Annotated in this window: 14 protein-coding genes; 4 read left to right on the forward strand and 10 right to left on the reverse strand. The window is 61.7% G+C overall.

What is annotated here, in order from left to right; translation table 11 throughout:
* Window positions 1–86 precede the first annotated feature (86 nt).
* Together QN222_RS04210 and QN222_RS04215 are read right to left on the reverse strand one after the other, a co-directional pair.
* Complete coding sequence (locus QN222_RS04210) at window positions 87–794, reverse strand: FadR/GntR family transcriptional regulator (RefSeq protein WP_283961064.1); 708 nt, start codon at window positions 792–794, stop codon at window positions 87–89.
* A gap of 43 nt (window positions 795–837) precedes the next feature.
* On the reverse strand, window positions 838–2265 hold the full coding sequence (locus tag QN222_RS04215; protein ID WP_283961063.1) for an FAD-binding oxidoreductase: 1428 nt from the start codon (window positions 2263–2265) through the stop codon (window positions 838–840).
* Between the two features lie 186 nt (window positions 2266–2451).
* Here QN222_RS04215 and denD point away from each other — a divergent pair, with 186 nt between their 5' ends.
* The 3 genes from denD to QN222_RS04230 are packed head-to-tail and all read left to right on the forward strand — an operon-like array spanning window position 2452 to window position 6127.
* Window positions 2452–3435, forward strand: coding sequence for a D-erythronate dehydrogenase (gene denD, locus QN222_RS04220; protein WP_283961062.1), 984 nt, complete (start codon window positions 2452–2454; stop codon window positions 3433–3435).
* The gene (locus tag QN222_RS04225; RefSeq protein WP_283961061.1) at window positions 3435–4346 is read left to right on the forward strand and encodes an NAD(P)-dependent oxidoreductase; all 912 of its coding nucleotides are present in this window, start codon (window positions 3435–3437) and stop codon (window positions 4344–4346) included. The genes denD and QN222_RS04225 overlap by 1 nt, the downstream gene beginning before the upstream one ends.
* Window positions 4343–6127, forward strand: a complete 1785-nt coding sequence (locus tag QN222_RS04230) for an IlvD/Edd family dehydratase (RefSeq protein ID WP_283961060.1) — start codon at window positions 4343–4345, stop codon at window positions 6125–6127. Before QN222_RS04225 ends, QN222_RS04230 begins: the two co-directional genes overlap by 4 nt.
* Window positions 6128–6282: 155 nt before the next feature.
* On the opposite strand, the gene QN222_RS04235 is transcribed toward QN222_RS04230, so the two are convergent.
* The 6 genes from QN222_RS04235 to QN222_RS04260 all read right to left on the reverse strand — a co-directional run bounded on the left by QN222_RS04235 (window position 6283) and on the right by QN222_RS04260 (window position 13468).
* A complete protein-coding gene (locus QN222_RS04235) occupies window positions 6283–7074 on the reverse strand; it encodes a hypothetical protein (RefSeq protein ID WP_283961059.1) in 792 nt (263 codons plus the stop codon).
* 115 nt (window positions 7075–7189) lie between these two features.
* Window positions 7190–8464 carry an alpha/beta hydrolase gene (locus QN222_RS04240; RefSeq protein WP_283961122.1) on the reverse strand — a complete coding sequence of 425 codons (1275 nt, stop codon included), beginning with the start codon at window positions 8462–8464 and terminating at the stop codon, window positions 7190–7192.
* A 253-nt stretch (window positions 8465–8717) separates the two neighbouring features.
* Complete coding sequence (locus QN222_RS04245) at window positions 8718–10622, reverse strand: mechanosensitive ion channel family protein (RefSeq protein ID WP_283961058.1); 1905 nt, start codon at window positions 10620–10622, stop codon at window positions 8718–8720.
* 283 nt (window positions 10623–10905) lie between these two features.
* On the reverse strand, window positions 10906–12348 hold the full coding sequence (locus tag QN222_RS04250) for a DUF1254 domain-containing protein (RefSeq protein ID WP_283961057.1): 1443 nt from the start codon (window positions 12346–12348) through the stop codon (window positions 10906–10908).
* A gap of 44 nt (window positions 12349–12392) precedes the next feature.
* Window positions 12393–12719 carry a hypothetical protein gene (locus QN222_RS04255; protein ID WP_283961056.1) on the reverse strand — a complete coding sequence of 109 codons (327 nt, stop codon included), beginning with the start codon at window positions 12717–12719 and terminating at the stop codon, window positions 12393–12395.
* Window positions 12716–13468 carry a DUF2092 domain-containing protein gene (locus QN222_RS04260; RefSeq protein WP_283961055.1) on the reverse strand — a complete coding sequence of 251 codons (753 nt, stop codon included), beginning with the start codon at window positions 13466–13468 and terminating at the stop codon, window positions 12716–12718. The genes QN222_RS04255 and QN222_RS04260 overlap by 4 nt, the downstream gene beginning before the upstream one ends.
* A gap of 175 nt (window positions 13469–13643) precedes the next feature.
* Here QN222_RS04260 and QN222_RS04265 point away from each other — a divergent pair, with 175 nt between their 5' ends.
* Window positions 13644–14651, forward strand: coding sequence for an AraC family transcriptional regulator (locus QN222_RS04265; protein ID WP_283961054.1), 1008 nt, complete (start codon window positions 13644–13646; stop codon window positions 14649–14651).
* A gap of 233 nt (window positions 14652–14884) precedes the next feature.
* On the opposite strand, the gene QN222_RS04270 is transcribed toward QN222_RS04265, so the two are convergent.
* Together QN222_RS04270 and QN222_RS04275 are read right to left on the reverse strand one after the other, a co-directional pair.
* Window positions 14885–15727, reverse strand: a complete 843-nt coding sequence (locus QN222_RS04270) for a phytanoyl-CoA dioxygenase family protein (protein ID WP_283961053.1) — start codon at window positions 15725–15727, stop codon at window positions 14885–14887.
* 56 nt (window positions 15728–15783) lie between these two features.
* Window positions 15784–16770, reverse strand: a complete 987-nt coding sequence (locus tag QN222_RS04275; protein WP_283961052.1) for an ABC transporter permease — start codon at window positions 16768–16770, stop codon at window positions 15784–15786.
* Between the last annotated feature and the right edge of the window lie 6 nt (window positions 16771–16776).

Consider the following 16776-nt stretch of genomic DNA (forward strand, 5'->3'; position numbering starts at 1 on the left):
TTCAGAAAGCCACCACGATTGAGGTTCTCACCACCATTTCCTAGGATTCTCGACCATTCGGGGCTCGATATTAATAAAATGCGTCCTTAATAGGCCTCAAGCGTCAGGTCGAGCCGCTTCGCCGCCCCCAACAGGTGCGTCTTCATCGCCTCCCTCGCCCGTTTCGGATCCCGGCTGGCAATGGCGTCCCGCAAGGCGACATGCTCCTCGATCGTCACTTCGACGATCTCCTCGAGAACGGCGGCCGCGCGCGCCGCATTGATCGCCAAGCTGATGCGCTCCGCGATGAATCCGATGAAGACCGAGAAGTATTCGTTTCCGGTGGCGGCGGCGACTGCGCGGTGAAACGCAAGGTCGGCGACGATGCCTTCCGCTGTCCACTTTTCCGCGCCACTCATGCCGGCGAGCGTCTCGTCGATACGCTGAAGATCATCGGCCGTATGGTGCAGCGCGGCCAAGCCCGCAGCCTCGATCTCCAGCGGCACACGCAACTGAAAGAGATCGCGGAAACTTTGGTGGTCGGCCAGATCATCCTGCTCGATGCGAATCGGCCGTGCGTGGGGCTCGGTGACGAAGGCGCCGACACCCTGGCGCGTCTCGACCAGTCCTTCGTTGCGCAGCTGCGCAATCGCCTCACGCACCACGGAGCGGCTCACGCCCAGCGCCTTGGCCAGAAAGTGTTCGGTCGGCAGCTTTTCGCCGGGGCGCATCCGGCCTTCGGTGATGTCGCGCGCGATCTGAGCGGCAATACGCGCCGGCAGATGTTCACTTCGCCTGATGTGTCCGAATTCCATCGTCTTTACGCCCGCCTCCTCCGCGTCACGTGGGGGTTGTCTCTCAATCCCTCGCGAAACTCAATTGGCAACCGGGATTCATCCGAAGATCCGGATCGATCGCCGTCTTCGCCGCGGTCAGCAGCTTGCGCCGAACTTCGGACAGACGCGTATCGAAGTCGGACTTCTTCAAGCGACCGATGCCGTGCTCGGCGCTGATCGAGCCGTGATAACCGTCGAGCACTTCGTTGATGATCTTCTTCGCCTTGTAGATCCGCGCATCGGTCTCACTGCGCGGCAAGTCACTCGGCGGCAGCACGTTCAGGTGCACGTTGCCGTCGCCGACATGGCCGTAGGAGACGCAGACGCATTCCGGAAGCGCGTCGTAGACGGCCTTCTCAGCATCGCGGACGAAATTGGCAACCCGCGAAAGCGGAACAGAAACATCGGTGCGCAAGTGCGGACCGCGCTTCGCCTGCCCCTCGTTCATGCCCTCGCGGAAAAGCCAGAGATTGCGCGCCTGCGCCTTGGACGTGGCGACGACCCCGTCGATCACGAGACCGTCGCCCATGACACCTTCGAGGAAACGTTCCATCAGGTCCGCCACGTCGACCAGCCCCGAGCCCGAGATTTCGAGCAGCGCATAGGCCGCGTGGTCGCCCGACATCGGCATGGCGAGGTCCGGCATCGCCTCGCGCGCCAGTGTGAAGGCGAGCGGCGGCATGAACTCGAAGGCCGACAAAAGATCGCAGCAGTCGCGACGGGCGCGGCGGTAGAGCGCGATCACATCATCGAGCGCATTCAATCCCAGGAGGGCGGTGGCCACCTGATCCGGCATCGGCGCAAGCTTCACAGCGACTGCCGTGATGATCCCGAGCGTGCCTTCGGCGCCGATGAACAACTGCTTCAGATCAATGCCCCGATTGTCCTTGCGCAGTGTCGACAACCCGTCGAAAACCGAACCGTCGGGCAAAACGACTTCCAGCCCCAGCACCAGTTCGCGCGTCATGCCGTAGCGCAGGACATTGATGCCGCCGGCATTGGTGGAGACATTGCCGCCGATTCGGCAGGACCCTTGCGCACCGAGCGCGAGCGGGAAGAACATTCCAGCTTGCTCGACCTTGTCCTTGAATTCGGACAGAACGGCGCCCGCCTCGACGACGGCCGAGAAATCGTCGACGTCAAGCCGGCGGATGGCATTCATCCGCTCGAGGCTGAGCACGACCTGACTTTCCGGCGCATCCGGCGTAGCACCCAGCACGAGGCCAGTGTTGCCGCCCTGGGGCACGATTGCGACGCCGAGTTCGGCGCAGACGCGCACCGCCTTCGATACGTCATCGGTGGAGCGCGGACGAAGGACCGCGATCGCTCCTGTGGTCACATCGCCGTGCCAGTCGCGGCAATAGCGCGCTACCTCTTCCCCGAGGAGAACCAGGTCCGCCCCGAGGGCGTCCACGAATTTCTGCTGATATGACTGGATGCTCACGCTCACGTGTCCCTCCCGGCCGCGGCGCTCCAGGGCCCAGCCGAAACTGTGACGACCTGTGCGGGATGCCAACTATTCTGTTTTCAAACGCACCATATAAGGTTATCAGACAACCTTACAATGTCTTTTTTCGGCCGAATGGTTCGCATCTTCGTCGGAAGGTGGGAACAAAAGCATGGAGGAGGTAATCACGTGCATATTCTGATCATCGGCGCCGCCGGCATGGTGGGTCGCAAGCTCGCGGCACGTCTTGCGACGGACGGAAACCTCGACGGCCGCGCCATCGACGTGATGACGCTGGTCGACGTCGTCACCCCGGAAGCTCCGGCTGCTTTCACCGGCAAGGCCGTCCTTGAAACCGTCGACCTTTCGTCTGCCGGCGAAGCCGATCGCCTCGTCGCCGGACGGCCGGACGTGATCTTCCACCTCGCCGCCATCGTGTCGGGTGAAGCCGAACTCGACTTCGACAAGGGCTACCGAATCAACCTCGACGGCACCCGTTACCTGTTCGACGCGATCCGCATCGCCCACGGCCAGGACGGCTACAAGCCGCGCGTCGTCTTCACCTCGTCGATCGCCGTCTTCGGCGCTCCCCTGCCCTATCCGATCCCGGACGAGTTCCACACCACGCCGCTGACCAGCTACGGCACCCAGAAGGCCATCTGCGAACTCCTGCTGTCGGACTATTCGCGTCGCGGCTTCTTCGACGGCATCGGCATCCGCCTTCCGACCATCTGCATCCGTCCGGGTAAGCCGAACAAGGCTGCCTCCGGCTTCTTCTCCAACATCCTGCGCGAGCCGCTGGTCGGCCAGGAAGCCGTACTTCCGGTCTCTGAGGACGTCCGCCACTGGCACGCCTCGCCGCGCTCGGCCGTCGGCTTCCTGATCCACGGCGCGACCATCGGCGTCGAAAAGGTCGGCCCGCGCCGTAACCTATCGATGCCGGGCCTCAGCGCCACCGTCGGCGAACAGATCGAGGCTCTGCGCCGCGTCGCCGGCGAGAAGGCGGTGTCGCTCATCCGTCGCGAGCCCGACGAGATGATCATGCGTATGTGCGCCGGCTGGGCACCCGGTTTCGAAGCCAAGCGCGCTATCGAACTCGGCTTCACCGCTGAAAAATCCTTCGACGAGATCATCAAGGTCCACATCGAGGACGAACTGGGAGGCAAGTTCTGATGAACGCGGACAGACGGACTGCGTCCCGCCGCATTGCCTTTCTCGGCACCGGGCTCATGGGCGCGCCGATGGCACGCCGCCTGCTGAAGGCAGGTTTTTCCGTCACCGTCTGGAACCGTGACGCCTCCAAGGCCGAAGCCCTGGCGGCCGACGGCGCAAACCTCGCCGCCACGGCCGCCGACGCTGCGCGTGATGCCGATATCGTCTTCACCATGCTGAGCGACGGAAACGCGGTCGGCCAAGTTCTGTTCGAAGCCGGCGTCGCCGAAGTCCTGCAGGTCGGCGCAATCGTTGTCGATTCCTCGTCGATTACCCCGCCGATCGCCCGCGATCACGCCGCCCGCCTCGCTGAGCTCGACGTCGCCCACGTCGATGCCCCGGTTTCCGGCGGCGTCGTCGGCGCCGAAGCCGGGACACTCGCCATCATGGCCGGCGGCAAGGCCGAGGTTATCGCAGACCTTGCGGACGTCTTTGCCGCGCTTGGGCGCGTCACCCATGTCGGCCCCGCCGGCGCCGGTCAGATCTGCAAGCTCGCCAACCAGCAGATCGTTGCCATCACGATCGGCGCGGTCGCCGAGGCGATGATCCTCGTGGAAGCCGGCGGGGCGGATCGCGGCAGGTTCCGCGACGCCATTCGCGGCGGCTTCGCCGAGAGCCGGATTCTTGACCTGCACGGCGCCCGCATGGCGAACCGCACCTTCGCCCCCGGCGGTCCCTCCCGGCTGCAGCTGAAGGATCTGGATGCGGTTGCCGCCATGGCCGATCTCCTGGATCTGGAATTGCCGTTGACGGCCATGGTACGCAGCGAATTCCGTGACTTCGTCGCCGATGGCGGCGGCGAAAAGGATCATAGCGCGCTTCTATTGCATCTGGAGAAGGCCAACGGGAGCGAACGGAAGGAAGATCAATGACCGACGACAAGAAAGCCACCCGACGGCTGCGCTCGCAGGACTGGTTCGATAACCCCGAGCACCTGGACCTGACCGCGCTCTATCTGGAGCGCTTCATGAACTACGGCACCACACCGGAAGAATTGCGGTCCGGCAAGCCGATCATCGGCATCGCCCAGTCGGGCAGCGACCTCAACCCCTGCAACCGCCACCATCTGGAGCTGGCGAAGCGCCTGCGCGACGGCATTCGCGATGCGGGCGGCATTCCGATCGAGTTCCCGACCCATCCGCTGTTCGAGAACTGCAAGAGGCCGACGGCGGCGCTCGACCGCAACCTCGCCTATCTCGGACTGGTCGAGATCCTCTACGGCTATCCGCTCGACGGCGTGATTCTGACCACCGGCTGCGACAAGACCACTCCGTCGGCACTGATGGCCGCCTCGACGGTCGACATTCCGGCGATCGTCTTCTCCGGCGGGCCGATGCTCGACGGCTGGAACGACGGCGATCTCGTCGGCTCCGGCACCGTGATCTGGCGTTCGCGCCGCAAGTATGCCGCCGGCGAAATAACCCGCGAGCAGTTCCTCGAAGCAGCCTTGGATTCCGCTCCCTCGGTTGGCCATTGCAACACCATGGGCACGGCATCCACGATGAATGCCATGGCAGAAGCGCTCGGCATGTCGCTGACCGGCTGTGCGGCGATCCCGGCAGCTTACCGCGAACGCGGCCAAATGGCCTATCGCACCGGCCGCCGCGCCGTCGAGCTCGTAATGGAGGACGTCAAGCCGTCCGACATTCTGACGCGCGAGGCATTCCTGAACGCGATCAAGGTCAACTCCGCCATCGGTGGCTCGACCAATGCCCAGCCGCACCTGATGGCAATGGCCAAGCACGCGGGAGTGACGCTCAAGCCGGACGATTGGCAGGTACATGGCTACGACATACCGTTGCTCGCCAATGTCCAGCCGGCGGGTGCCTATCTCGGTGAACGTTTCCATCGTGCCGGCGGTGTGCCCGCCATCATGTGGGAACTGCTCAAGGCCGGCAAGATCGACGGCGGCTGTCCGACGGTGACCGGCAAGACAATGGCAGAAAACCTCGAAGGCCGCGAATCGGAAGATCGCGAAGTAATCAGGCCTTTTGCCGAGCCGCTGCGCGAACGCGCGGGCTTCCTCGTCCTCAAGGGTAATCTCTTCGACTTCGCCATCATGAAGATGAGCGTCGTTTCCGACAGCTTCCGCCAGCGCTACCTGCAGGAGCCGGGACGCGAGGGCGTGTTCGAGGGGCGCGCCATCGTTTTCGACGGGTCAGAGGACTACCACAAGCGGATCAACGACCCTTCGCTCGACATCGACGAGAACTGCATCCTGGTGATCCGCGGCGCCGGTCCCAAGGGTTGGCCGGGCTCGGCCGAAGTGGTCAACATGCAGCCACCGGATCACCTGCTGAAGCGCGGCATCATGAGCCTTCCTACGATCGGCGACGGCCGCCAGTCCGGCACGGCCGACAGCCCGTCGATCCTGAACGCCTCGCCCGAAAGCGCGGCCGGCGGCGGCCTTGCCTGGGTACGTACCGGCGACACCATCCGCATCGACTTCAACGAAGGCCTCTGCGACATGTTGGTGGACGGTGCCGAGATCGAGCGCCGCAAGGCCGAGGGTATTCCAAAGGTACCGGGTGACGCCACCCCTTGGCAGATGATCTACCGCCAGACCGTGACAGAGCTCGCCGACGGCGCGACGATCAGGGATGCGGACGCTTTCCGCCAGATCTCCAAGACACCACCGCGGCACAACCACTGACGATCTCGCGATCGCACGGGGCAAACCGCCCCCGTGCGATCGCCACTTCCAATCGACGGGCTTTTTGCTGTTTGATGTGCCCGGTGGCTACCCGATCGGCCAATAGCCCTATCTAGCCAAGCACGAACAGCGCCGGGCGAGGATACGGGTAATTCCTAAAAGCGTAGCACCAGCCCGAGGATCGGCCCCTGCTGGATGACGTCGAAAACGAATCCGTCATCACTGTAATCCACTCCTAATGCACGGTAGCCGGCAACGGCCGATACGCTGTTGCTGAACCGATAGCCGACCGCTGCGGCGACGTCCCAATCGAGATCGGCGCCACCGGCACCGACGAGCCCCCATCCCGTGAGGTAGATTTCGGGTGTGAGCGAATAAGTACCGCGAAAGCCGGCCAGACCGTCCACCCAGGTGGCATCGTCTTTTCTGGAGCGCCCATCGAGAATACCGCCGCGGAAGGAAAGCTCGCTCTCAACCGACCACACGCGCATGCCGCCGACGACGTCCAACCGGGCGGCACCGCTCTCGAAGACAGAGTATCCTGCGCCGAGCAGCCCGGCGAACGTCTCGGATGTGAGCTCCACGTCCGTGGCAAGGACGCCTCTTGGCGTGCCGGCCTGCCCCGAAATCTTCGTATAGATCGCATCACCGAAGATGCTGTACGGACCGTTGCGGGCTTCGCCTGTCGCCATCGCACCGAACTCGAGATGGTCGAAGAGGTCGCTGAAACTGGCATCGACATCCACCGCCGGCAGCCCGAACTGCGCGACGTCTCCCGACAATCCAGCCGCCCAGAAATAGGGAGCAAAGGACAAGCTCCATCCGCTTTCGGTGGTCGTCTGCTGAACCTCCGGCGTCATCGGGGAATAGATGTCCGCGGCCCAGGCGCTCCCAGCAACGAGGCAAGTTCCAACTGCGGCGAGCGTATGAATGACGCAGATCTTCATGATATCTCCCAATAGCGGCCGCTGTTGCGACCGATCTCGCTTCGCGGCCCCAGTTCAGACTCGGTTGAGGGCCGCAGGTTGGTCAAATGCACGATGGATGCCGTTTCCTGTCGGGCTATTGGCTACATCCAGACGTCGCACGGCTTCTTTTCCCGCACTCGCTGCCGGCCATGTTGGCTCCATTGGCCGGGCCGACGAGTGCCTCGATATGGTGGGCGTAGTTCTGCCGGGTGTTTTGATCGACTATTGCAGCCGGCGCCGAAACCACCAGGCCCGCAGCGGTTCCAACGGTCTGCGCGGCCCCGGCTGTCGCGGCCACGATATGATCGCCAAGGCCGAGCCTGCTGTCGGTCAAAGTCTGGCCGTCGGAGAGACGGTTACCAATCAGTTGGACGATCTCAGGCGATTCCGCGAACTTGGTGTGATGGAGACTGTCACCCTCTTTGATCTTGGTGAGATCGATGACGGAGATGTTATTCGCCGACAGTTCCTCTTTGTAGGGCGACTGCTCCGGATCGATCGCTCCCAACCGGGAGACATTGCCCCAGACGCGACGAGAAACTGCGAGCGCACGGTCATCACGAGAGACGAAGAGCGTGAAGCGCGGCCGTCGCTTGCCCATGTCGGCAATCTGCGATCGGAAAACGTCGACGTCGACGTCAGGCGCTGCCAACATGACGTTCTTGAACTTGGCCGGAAGTCCGTCATTGCGGATGGCCATCTGGCGCAAGGATTCCAGCGCCAGCCAGTTGCCCATGGAATGGGCCAGAATCGAGACTTCCTTGACCTCGGAGTCACGAGCTAGGTACTGGAACAAACGTTCTACCGCGTTTCGCGTATAGTTGGTGCTTTCGCGATCGTAGCCATAGGCCAGCAGACTCCCGCGTGACGGCCACGTCGCAAGGACTGGCACGCTGTGCGCGCCCGAATCGTGCATGATCTGCGCGAAACGGAAGACTGCATCCTCGAAATGGTTGTTGAACCCGTGGATAAAGACGAGAACGCTAGCGTCCGGGCTCTTGCGCACATGACTGCTCAACCATTTCTCGGCTGCAATGCGCTCGATCTCCTCAGCCTTGAGCGTCGCGAAATCCGTCGCGGGATTAGGCGGCAGCTTGCGTGGCCAAGCGACTTCGCCCGCCTTACGGACGGTGCCGGGCGGAATCGACACCGTGATGTCCGCGAAAGTCGGGCTGGGCGCGCGCTCGCCGCTGAACATCTCGCCCGGTGTTTCAGCGCGGTCTCGGGTCGTCGTGACCAGCATCTCAACTTGTGCGGCTGATGGAACGGCCGCTACCGGCTCCAGCACACCAGTCGGTCGACCTGCACATGCAGCGAGCAACGCCAGGCTCAAGCCCACGACGCCCGGCAAGTGCAGCCATGCTCCCATCGAAGAGGCTCGGCAAGCGGCGAAGATCATGCCTACGCGCGTGCGTTCGGCAGCGACTGTTCCCAAAGTCGATTCCAGAGTCACGCTTCCCCCTGACCCTCACGGCCACAACGCTCGATTACAGCGTTACAGCAAGCGCAATCGTGTCGCTTGCCATTTCATGCCACGCCGGCTTCGGAAATCCGCCAATGCAAGTCTGCCCAACCTTTGGATAATCGCAGGAGCCGATCGTTGCAGTTCTCCGCCGCCTTCGTCAGCCCGGACCTGGCGCTGCGGTCGTTCCTGGAAGCTGACGCGCCACGAGAGCGGCGGCTGTATCCTTGTCATCTCCGCTGACTTGAACCGTCGGCTGGGCGAAGTCGATCCCGTTGTCACGGAAAGCCTGCATCAGCATTGCGTAAGCCTTTCGACGGATCATGGTCTGTTCTCCGGGCTTGCAGGTAAAGGCCACGCCGAGTTCGATGCCGTATTCGCCGATCTGCTCCACGCCCTTGAGCTTGAGTGGCTCGATAAAGGACGAGCCGAATTCCGGATCCGCCTGCAACTGCCTGCCGATATCCTTGATGAGCTGGCGCACTCTATCGAGGTCGGTTTTGAAGGGGACACGGATGCGGAACTTATCGACTGTCCAGTCGCGGCTCGCATTCTTGATCGCACCAAGCGAACCGAAGGGTACCGTGAAGATGGGGCCACGGTGGTGTCGCAGTCGCACGGAACGAAGGCTGAAGGATTCTACGACGCCCGTGTAGCTTCCCGCCTCGATGTACTCGCCGACGCGGAACGCATCGTCCAGAAGGTAGAAAATGCCGCTGACAACGTCCTTGACGAGGGTCTGTGAGCCGAAGCCGATTGCAACGCCGAAGACGCCCGCGCCTGCGATTAATGGGCCGATTTGAACCCCCATCTGCGAAAGTACCGTAAGAACGGCTACAGAGAGAAGCCCCGCTGCCAAGCCGTTGCGGAAAACGGGCAGCAAGGTGCGAAGCCGGCTTTGTCGTGCGGCCTCATTCGGTGTGAGCGCTGCTTCATCACCGCGATCGCTGAGCTTGCGGGTAATATAAGCATTCGCAAGTTGCCAAGAGAGGTCGATGAGCAGCAGGATGACGATGCTGTTGAATGCCCCGCCGATGATCGTCTGGGCCAAGGTCATGTGACCGGCGAGGAACTGGAAATTATGTCGCCAGACGAATCCGACCCAATCGACCGCCGCGATAATAACGATCGCCCGCATGCCCCGCGCGAGCAGCACGGTCTTAGGGTCTGAAGCACGCTCTCCATCTCCGCGTGATGCCGCCCACGCATGGATCAAACTGTCGGTTGCTGACAAGGCGCGCGGCACAACGATGAGCATTATTCCAAGCCAGAACAGCGCCACGAAGCCACCGCACCAGAGCAGCCAGAGCAAGACGGCTCCGGTGATCCCGATTGCACGGGCGGCGCGACGCTGCGGCGGCTGCCCGCCATCCGAGCCGTTGCGCCAAATTCCGTCGATCGAGATCAGCAAAAGCAGGACCGAAAATCCAATTGCCAGAACTGAACGGACATCGGGGTCAACGCTGAGGCGCTGGCATATCGCTGAGAACGCCACCGCCATGAAGAGCACCGCGGCGAATATACGGACTCGTGAATAGGCCCGAGCCGATAGTACAGACGTAAACAAGGCGAGCCGGCAGAGCGCGGTCGCGAATCGATAGGCGATGATTGCTAGGAGAGAATGGAGCACGACCACACGTGCGAGCGGCGGCCAAGCGAAGAGGAGAAAGAGGACGGCAGCTGTCGCCGTGGATGCCAGTAGCGGCAAGAACTCGGCGTGGATTTGCATCAAAGGACGCTTGGGCAAGAGGGACTCTTGCACTGCAAGACGAACGAACCAGTCAGCGCCAAAGGCAATGCCTGCAATGATGCCGAGCATGAGTACTGCAGGTGCCAGACCGCTGTTGCGCGCCTCTTGCCGTAGCCCAGACGCGACGCGGGAGAGTTCATTGCCTACCCGCGGCACTGCAGAGAGCACTGCGTTGAGACGGTTGCGCGAGCGCGCTTCCCACTCTTCGATCAGCAGCACTGGAGCCGTATGCTCAAGAGCTTTCTCTGTCGGTGCTTGTGCATGCAATGTTGCCGCACCAGACAGACAGAAACACAAGACCAGCAATGGCGACAAGAACCGAAGGAAGGACATAGAGCTTCACCGCAACGGGATGGCAGATCTGGAGATACCAAGGTTGATTCAAGCTCGACTCGCCAGTGGCGCAGACTCGATATTCCGAGGCACTATAGGTAAGCCCCCACCCTCTTGGCAGCCGGTGAGGCATGTGACCTCCGCAGAGATCTGACCTACCGCGTTCGCCGGCGCGCAGAAAAGCCCGTGAACGAGGCGGGTCGGATCCGCCTCAGTTCCCGGGTGTAACTGATCATCCAGACTGGATGCGGACCTTCTTAGCGAATCAGCTCACCTTTCTGACTGGCGGTATCGTCCAGGAACCATCGATGATGGACGGATTGCTCTCGTTAGGCCAATACAGGCGCATCATGAGGATGAATTTTCCCTTGGGCGCTGGCAGCCAGTTTGATTCCATGTCCGCTCCGGGGGATTCATGCTGGATCAACAGGTCAATCGAGCCATCCGGATTGGCCTTGAGCGGTTGCCGTGCGCTGATCGAGTAGCGATTCAGCGGATTGTCGACAAAGAAGTAGTCCGCATCATACATGGTCAATGACCAGAAACCTGCGACGGGCGGTGTAAGACCCTTTTTGAATGTCAGTACGTATTTCTCGGATCCATTGTATGCCCGCTTGATCACGCCGCTGTCGGCCTTCTGCGATGTTGGGTAGATCGCATCCTGCGGCCGGTTTGCCCCCAGACCGATCGCGGTGACCAAGGCACGCTGGAGATAGTTGGTGCCGTAAAGACCGGTCTTTGTCGTGAAGCCCCAACCGTCAATATCCTGAACGTCGCCGTCGCTGAATTTGAAATGCATCATGATGCGTGCGAAACCGAGCTGCGGGACGCGCTTCGCAAACGCGGGATCGAACTTGGTCTTGTCGAAGTCCTGACCAGGAACGATGCCCAGTTCAGCGAGCTTGGCGACCATGGGCGCATCCGCGTCGGTCGGCGGATTTCTTTTCAGGAGCTCGGCGAACAGGCTGAAATATTCGATGGCGTCCATATTGTTGACCTGGTCGCGAACCGCGGTCTTCATGTCGATCGCCGGATCTACCTTGCCCTTGGGTGCCGTCCAGTCCTTCCCCCATGCGCTTAAGGGATAGAGCTTCACTTCATCCTGCAGCTTGTGGACTTCGGCGTAGTCTTCCGGGGTACCGGTGCAGTAGATGCGCCCAAGCAACCAGACGATGCTTGTCGGAGACTTGTATTGCTTAACTCCTTCCGGGAGCGTCCCTTCCCATCCGGGACCTGTAACCACGAAAGTCTGCGCCCCTGTGCCCGTCGTCCGCTTTCCGGGAACGTCGAACACGGTCGTCCAGCCATCGAGCATCGGAAACAAGGCATAGCGATCTTTCAGGTCCGGCAGGCTAACCACCCAAGGCTCATCACCCACGTCAAAGAAGGCGGTCGTGTAGAGCGTATCGGCATTGGGCGCCGTCACGTCTCGGAACTTGGCGTCCGGGTATTGGCGCAGCTTGATGACGTGCCCCATCGGGCCGCGGCTTCCTTCCGGCTCGGCGACGTTGGTGATCACGCGTCTGGTGATCTCCATTGTCACAAGAGGATAGGCGTAGATGTAGGCCTCCACGGCCAATGCGAACTCGTCGAGACCCTCTGGCAAATTCGCTACCAGCCCATCGCGGGCGGTCACCGGCGACACTATGGAGCCAGCTGCCATCAGGCCGAGACCGGCCACCGTCAAGTCACGGCGCGTAATGTTCATTCTATCCCTCCGAAAAAATCGATTTGTGACGAAATGCGTCCAGTTCAGTCGATGTAGACGACGACGTAACGGTCGCCATAAGGTTGGTAGTAGGCCCCGCCACAACGCCACACGACAGCGCCGCTGACGCTGGTCCTGACGCAGCCGGCAGGGAGAGCGGCGACATACACCGAGGAGCGGCGGATGACGCGGCGCGTGGTACGGCGGGCGACACCAGCGACACTTGCCGGCGTCAATGGTCGCCCTACGATCGCCTGCGCCTCGGATACGAACGAGCCGAATTGCATGGGAATGAGATCGTCTGCCGCGAGCACGGCTAGACAAGCTATTACAACTGAAAGGGCTTTGCGGTGCAGCTTGCGCATCTTCATTGGTCAGCCTCCAGCGAAAGTTCGCCGGTTACATCGGCGTGAACGTGTTCGAGCTTGGCCGCGTCCGCTGGCGGCGTGAACTTAAACTGGGCGGCTTCGAGCCCATCCGACTTCCAGTTGCTGAGCCGCAGCGAATACTGCGGCGCCCCCGTCACCCATTTGGTCGTGATGACATATTTGAGGGGCAACGGCTTACTGCCTTTGCTGATCCAGATTTGCCAGTCGACCAGATCAGCCCTGAAGGCGAGATGGTCACATTCGACCCCGTTGACGAAGGCCGTTCCAACTACGGCTCCGTCGGTCACGCCGTCGCTGAGGACGGCATATGGGTCGCTCGCCAACAGCTCGGCCCCCGGAGCATCAAGTCCGGTAACGGCGCGAAGCTCCTCGGTCGCGTCTTCAACGCCGCGGCCGGGACTTTGCAGTTGCGCGTAAGCGTTCCCGACTTTGTCATGGAGCGATATGGTCTTGCCGTCAAATATCACCTCCGCCTCACCAAAAGGCCCCATGCGCTTCATCCGGAAACCCTTCGCGCGATCGAGTACAATGGAGCCGGATGCGCTGTACTGGATCTTCTGGCCCTGAAGGCTGAGGACTTCCTGATCCGCGTCGAAGTCGACCCGAAGTGTCGGCATCGATTTGAGATTGTCGCTCATCGCAGCCAGAATCCGATTGGCCTCCGGATCGATCCTGTCTTGCGCGGCCGCCGGCCACGCAGCCGCGCTGACTGCGACCGTCAGAACTAGCATGTACCGGCGCCGTGCTGCACCAGGCCATCTCAGTATGGGTCCACTCATCTGCTCACCTAAAGAACCAGGTTCTCCCACCGACCAAAACGCCGCAGAGTTCTTGCTAGCTACGGACAACTTTATCGCGAAGGCCTTCCAAAGAAGTTGCATACTGCTATAGTGCGCGAACTTCGTCTTGCCTTTTCATGCCAACTTTGTTCTCCGGATGTTGAATCCCGCACCCTCGATCAGGATCAGGGCTTTCCTGCCGATAGCGCCCTATCTGGCCAAACGCGACGTCTCGGCGATCGAGTTCTGCGAACGCGTCGGCATCTCGCCAAACGTGTTCCAGAACGCGGATGGCTGGCTTCCGCGCGCGGAGTGCTTTCGTATGGCAAACGAGTTGGCGAATGTTGCGGGGGACCCGTTCGCGGGCGCGCATGTCGGCTTCATGACCGAACTCTGCGATCTCGGCGTGTGGGGGCAATCCGTTCTGGCAGCAGAGAATGTGGCCGCTGCATGCGCGCTCGCGACCGCCAACGCGCCGACGATTCACCGCGGATCGGAGGTGCGCTTGCTTGCGGAAGGCAAAACGGCTCGAATCGTCTTCCGCTTCGCTGACCGTTACGAGTTCGATCCCCGGCAGTTCATCTTCGGGAGCCTCGCGGTACTACGGAAAGTGCCGCTCATGGCGGGCGAACCCTCCGGAATAAGGGTTCGATTGACGGCGTCGAAGACGCAAGGAATCCAAGCGCTTGAGGAATTTCTGGGATCCAACATCGAACTGGGATGCGAGCATGACATGATCGAATTTGACCGTGAGTTACTCGAGCTCCCTCTCAAACATGCAACAAATCGGCCTTCGAAGGTGACAATCGCGTTAAACACGACGGTGGAGGCGGCAAAGCTGCTCAGCAGCAGGCTCTGCGATGATCAGGAACTTAAACTGGCTGCACTGGCACGAAGCGTTGGAGTATCGACCCGGACCCTGCAGAGGCGCCTGAAGTTTTGCGGCGTCGATTTCGAGGAGCTGCTCGACGAGACTCGTCGCAGTGAGGCGATCCGATTGATCTGCGAAGGCGTTCATAGCATGACCGAGATCGGCTTCAGGGTAGGCTACAGCGATCCCGCCCATTTCACGCGCGCGTTCAAGCGCTGGACGGGAATGTCGCCATCCGGCTTCCGAGCAATGAAAAGTCGGTAGCGGGTTGTACGGTTGTCTATGCTGGCAAGCCAATCGTCGGCGAGGCGCGCCTGTTCCAAGTCAGCTGCCGGCACGCAGCCGCGACCTCTCCAGCTCGTCGTCGCAATCCCCGCCAAACGCCAGGACGAGCGTCAGCTCCAATTCCTGACGCGAGATAGAAGTACCAAGCGCAACGATGCGTGGACATTTTTATCGCGATTCTAAGCGATACCGGGGGGCGCGTGCAAGGCGTGTCAGGTCGGCGTCGACCCCATGACCAAACCTTCAATATCATGCTTCTGCGTAACCGGGATCAACTCTTCGACAACCCTGCAGACCAGATGTTTCTTTACCGCTTCCGGCAGGGCGTCGTAATAGTCCTTGGTCACCATCATGTCGTGCAATTCCGCATGGCCTGCGCCGGGTGCATCGGCGCCGAGAACCATGACGGGGCGGGCGATCGGAGAGCCGTGTTCCGTCCCGCGATGGATGGTAAGCGCAGAGCGGCACGAAATATCGCCGAGCTTCGGGTACTTGCGGGTCGCGAGATTCTGAAACTCCGGCCACCCCTCCTTGGGCGGAAACATCTCGTGTTTCCATTCCCGACCGTCGAGCCACTGTGTGCCTGGAGCGATCTCGAACGGGCCCATATCCTCGGTGACGTCCACGCCCGTCAGATTGAAGGCAAGCGAGGTGATGTGGCGCCCGACATAGGTGTCGGGCGGCGAAGGGAAGTCGCGATGCCACGGCTGGTATTTGGCGCCCTGAAACGGCACGTCGAAACCGATCTCGACGATCTGGTAGTCGGGGCCGAGGACCGCTTCGCACATACCGACGACCCAGGGATGGGTGACGAGATCGACGAAGCCGGAAAAATCCTGCGGATGGATCTCGACATACCAACGCCGCGGGCCGCGACCGACGGCGCCGCCCGGCCGCTGGATGGCGGACCAGAAAGCGGTCATCATGTCTTCGCGCATCGCTTCCGCCCATTCACGCGAGAAGGCGCTCTTCAGCCCGGTGATGCCGTCGCGCTGCAGAACGTCGACGCAGGCGCCGAGGTCATAGTCGGCGCCTCGTGTTATTGCCGTTTGCATTGTATCTCCTCTTCGCTTGGGACCCACCCGACGGGGGACTCGGTATCGACTACGTCTCAGGCCTTTTCCTCGCGGCGCGACATCAACCGTGCCTGAAGCACGACGACGATCAGCAGGAAGCCGCCCCGGATGACGGATTGCCAATAGGCGGAAAGCGAAATCCACCCGAGGCCGTTCTCGAAATTCAGGATGTTGAACACCATCGCGAGGAGCAGCGCGCCCGCCAGCGTCGCGCCGATGGAACCGGATCCACCGGTCAGAAGCGTCCCGCCGACCACCACGGAAGCAATCGCAAAGAGTTCCCAGCCGACACCCTCAGTCGGCTGGCCGGCGCCGAACTGCGAGGCAAGAATGACTCCGGCAAGGCCGGCAAGCGCGCCGGAACCGAGATAGACGGCGATGAGCGTTCGCCTGACCTTGAGACCCATCAGCGCCGCCGTCGCCTCGCCGTCTCCGATCGCCAGCACGTGGCGGCCGATGGGCAGGCGCTCCAGCACCAGCCACCCCGCGACATAGGCCAGGAGGGCAATCCAGGCCGGAATCGGGAAGCCGAGAAAGTCGTCTTGGCCAATCGCCGTGAAGCCGCTGTCGTAGGAAACCGACACCGACTGATTGCCGGCAAGCAGCAAGGCGGTGCCATAGGCCGCGAGCATGGTCGCGAGCGTCGCGATGAAGGGCTGGATGCGCATGGCAGTGACGATGAAGCCGTTCAGCGCGCCGACAGCAAGACCCGCCGCGATACCGCCGACGAGACCCGCCGCCCAGTGATGGGGCGACAGAAGCGCTGCGATGACGCTCGCCATGGCCGCCGTTCCGCCGACGGAGAGATCGATGCCGCCGGTCATGATGACAAACGCCATGCCGAGCGCGATCAGGGCGAACATCGAATTGTAACGCAGGAAGCTCAGGATGTTATATTGAGACAGGAAATTGTCGTAGCGCAGCGCCCCGAACAGGATCAGGCCGAACAGCGCCAGGATGACGCCGAGGCGGGCCATGTCGCCGGGGGATCGGAGCGCAAGAGCCTTGAGCAACGCGTTCATCTACAC

Origin of the sequence: Sinorhizobium sp. 6-70 (assembly GCF_030124375.1) — a bacterium.
Classification (GTDB): Bacteria; Pseudomonadota; Alphaproteobacteria; order Rhizobiales; family Rhizobiaceae; genus Sinorhizobium.

Bases quoted from the DNA above. Each gene is read 5' to 3' on its own strand.
- QN222_RS04210 (WP_283961064.1), bottom strand. From the start codon at position 794: ATGGAATTCGGACACATCAGGCGAAGTGAACATCTGCCGGCGCGTATT.
- QN222_RS04225 (WP_283961061.1), top strand. From the start codon at position 3,435: ATGAACGCGGACAGACGGACTGCGTCCCGCCGCATTGCCTTTCTCGGC.
- QN222_RS04230 (WP_283961060.1), top strand. From the start codon at position 4,343: ATGACCGACGACAAGAAAGCCACCCGACGGCTGCGCTCGCAGGACTGG.
- QN222_RS04235 (WP_283961059.1), bottom strand. From the start codon at position 7,074: ATGAAGATCTGCGTCATTCATACGCTCGCCGCAGTTGGAACTTGCCTC.
- QN222_RS04240 (WP_283961122.1), bottom strand. From the start codon at position 8,464: ATGGGAGCATGGCTGCACTTGCCGGGCGTCGTGGGCTTGAGCCTGGCG.
- QN222_RS04250 (WP_283961057.1), bottom strand. From the start codon at position 12,348: ATGAACATTACGCGCCGTGACTTGACGGTGGCCGGTCTCGGCCTGATG.
- QN222_RS04255 (WP_283961056.1), bottom strand. From the start codon at position 12,719: ATGAAGATGCGCAAGCTGCACCGCAAAGCCCTTTCAGTTGTAATAGCT.
- QN222_RS04260 (WP_283961055.1), bottom strand. From the start codon at position 13,468: ATGCTAGTTCTGACGGTCGCAGTCAGCGCGGCTGCGTGGCCGGCGGCC.
- QN222_RS04270 (WP_283961053.1), bottom strand. From the start codon at position 15,727: ATGCAAACGGCAATAACACGAGGCGCCGACTATGACCTCGGCGCCTGC.
- QN222_RS04275 (WP_283961052.1), bottom strand. From the start codon at position 16,770: ATGAACGCGTTGCTCAAGGCTCTTGCGCTCCGATCCCCCGGCGACATG.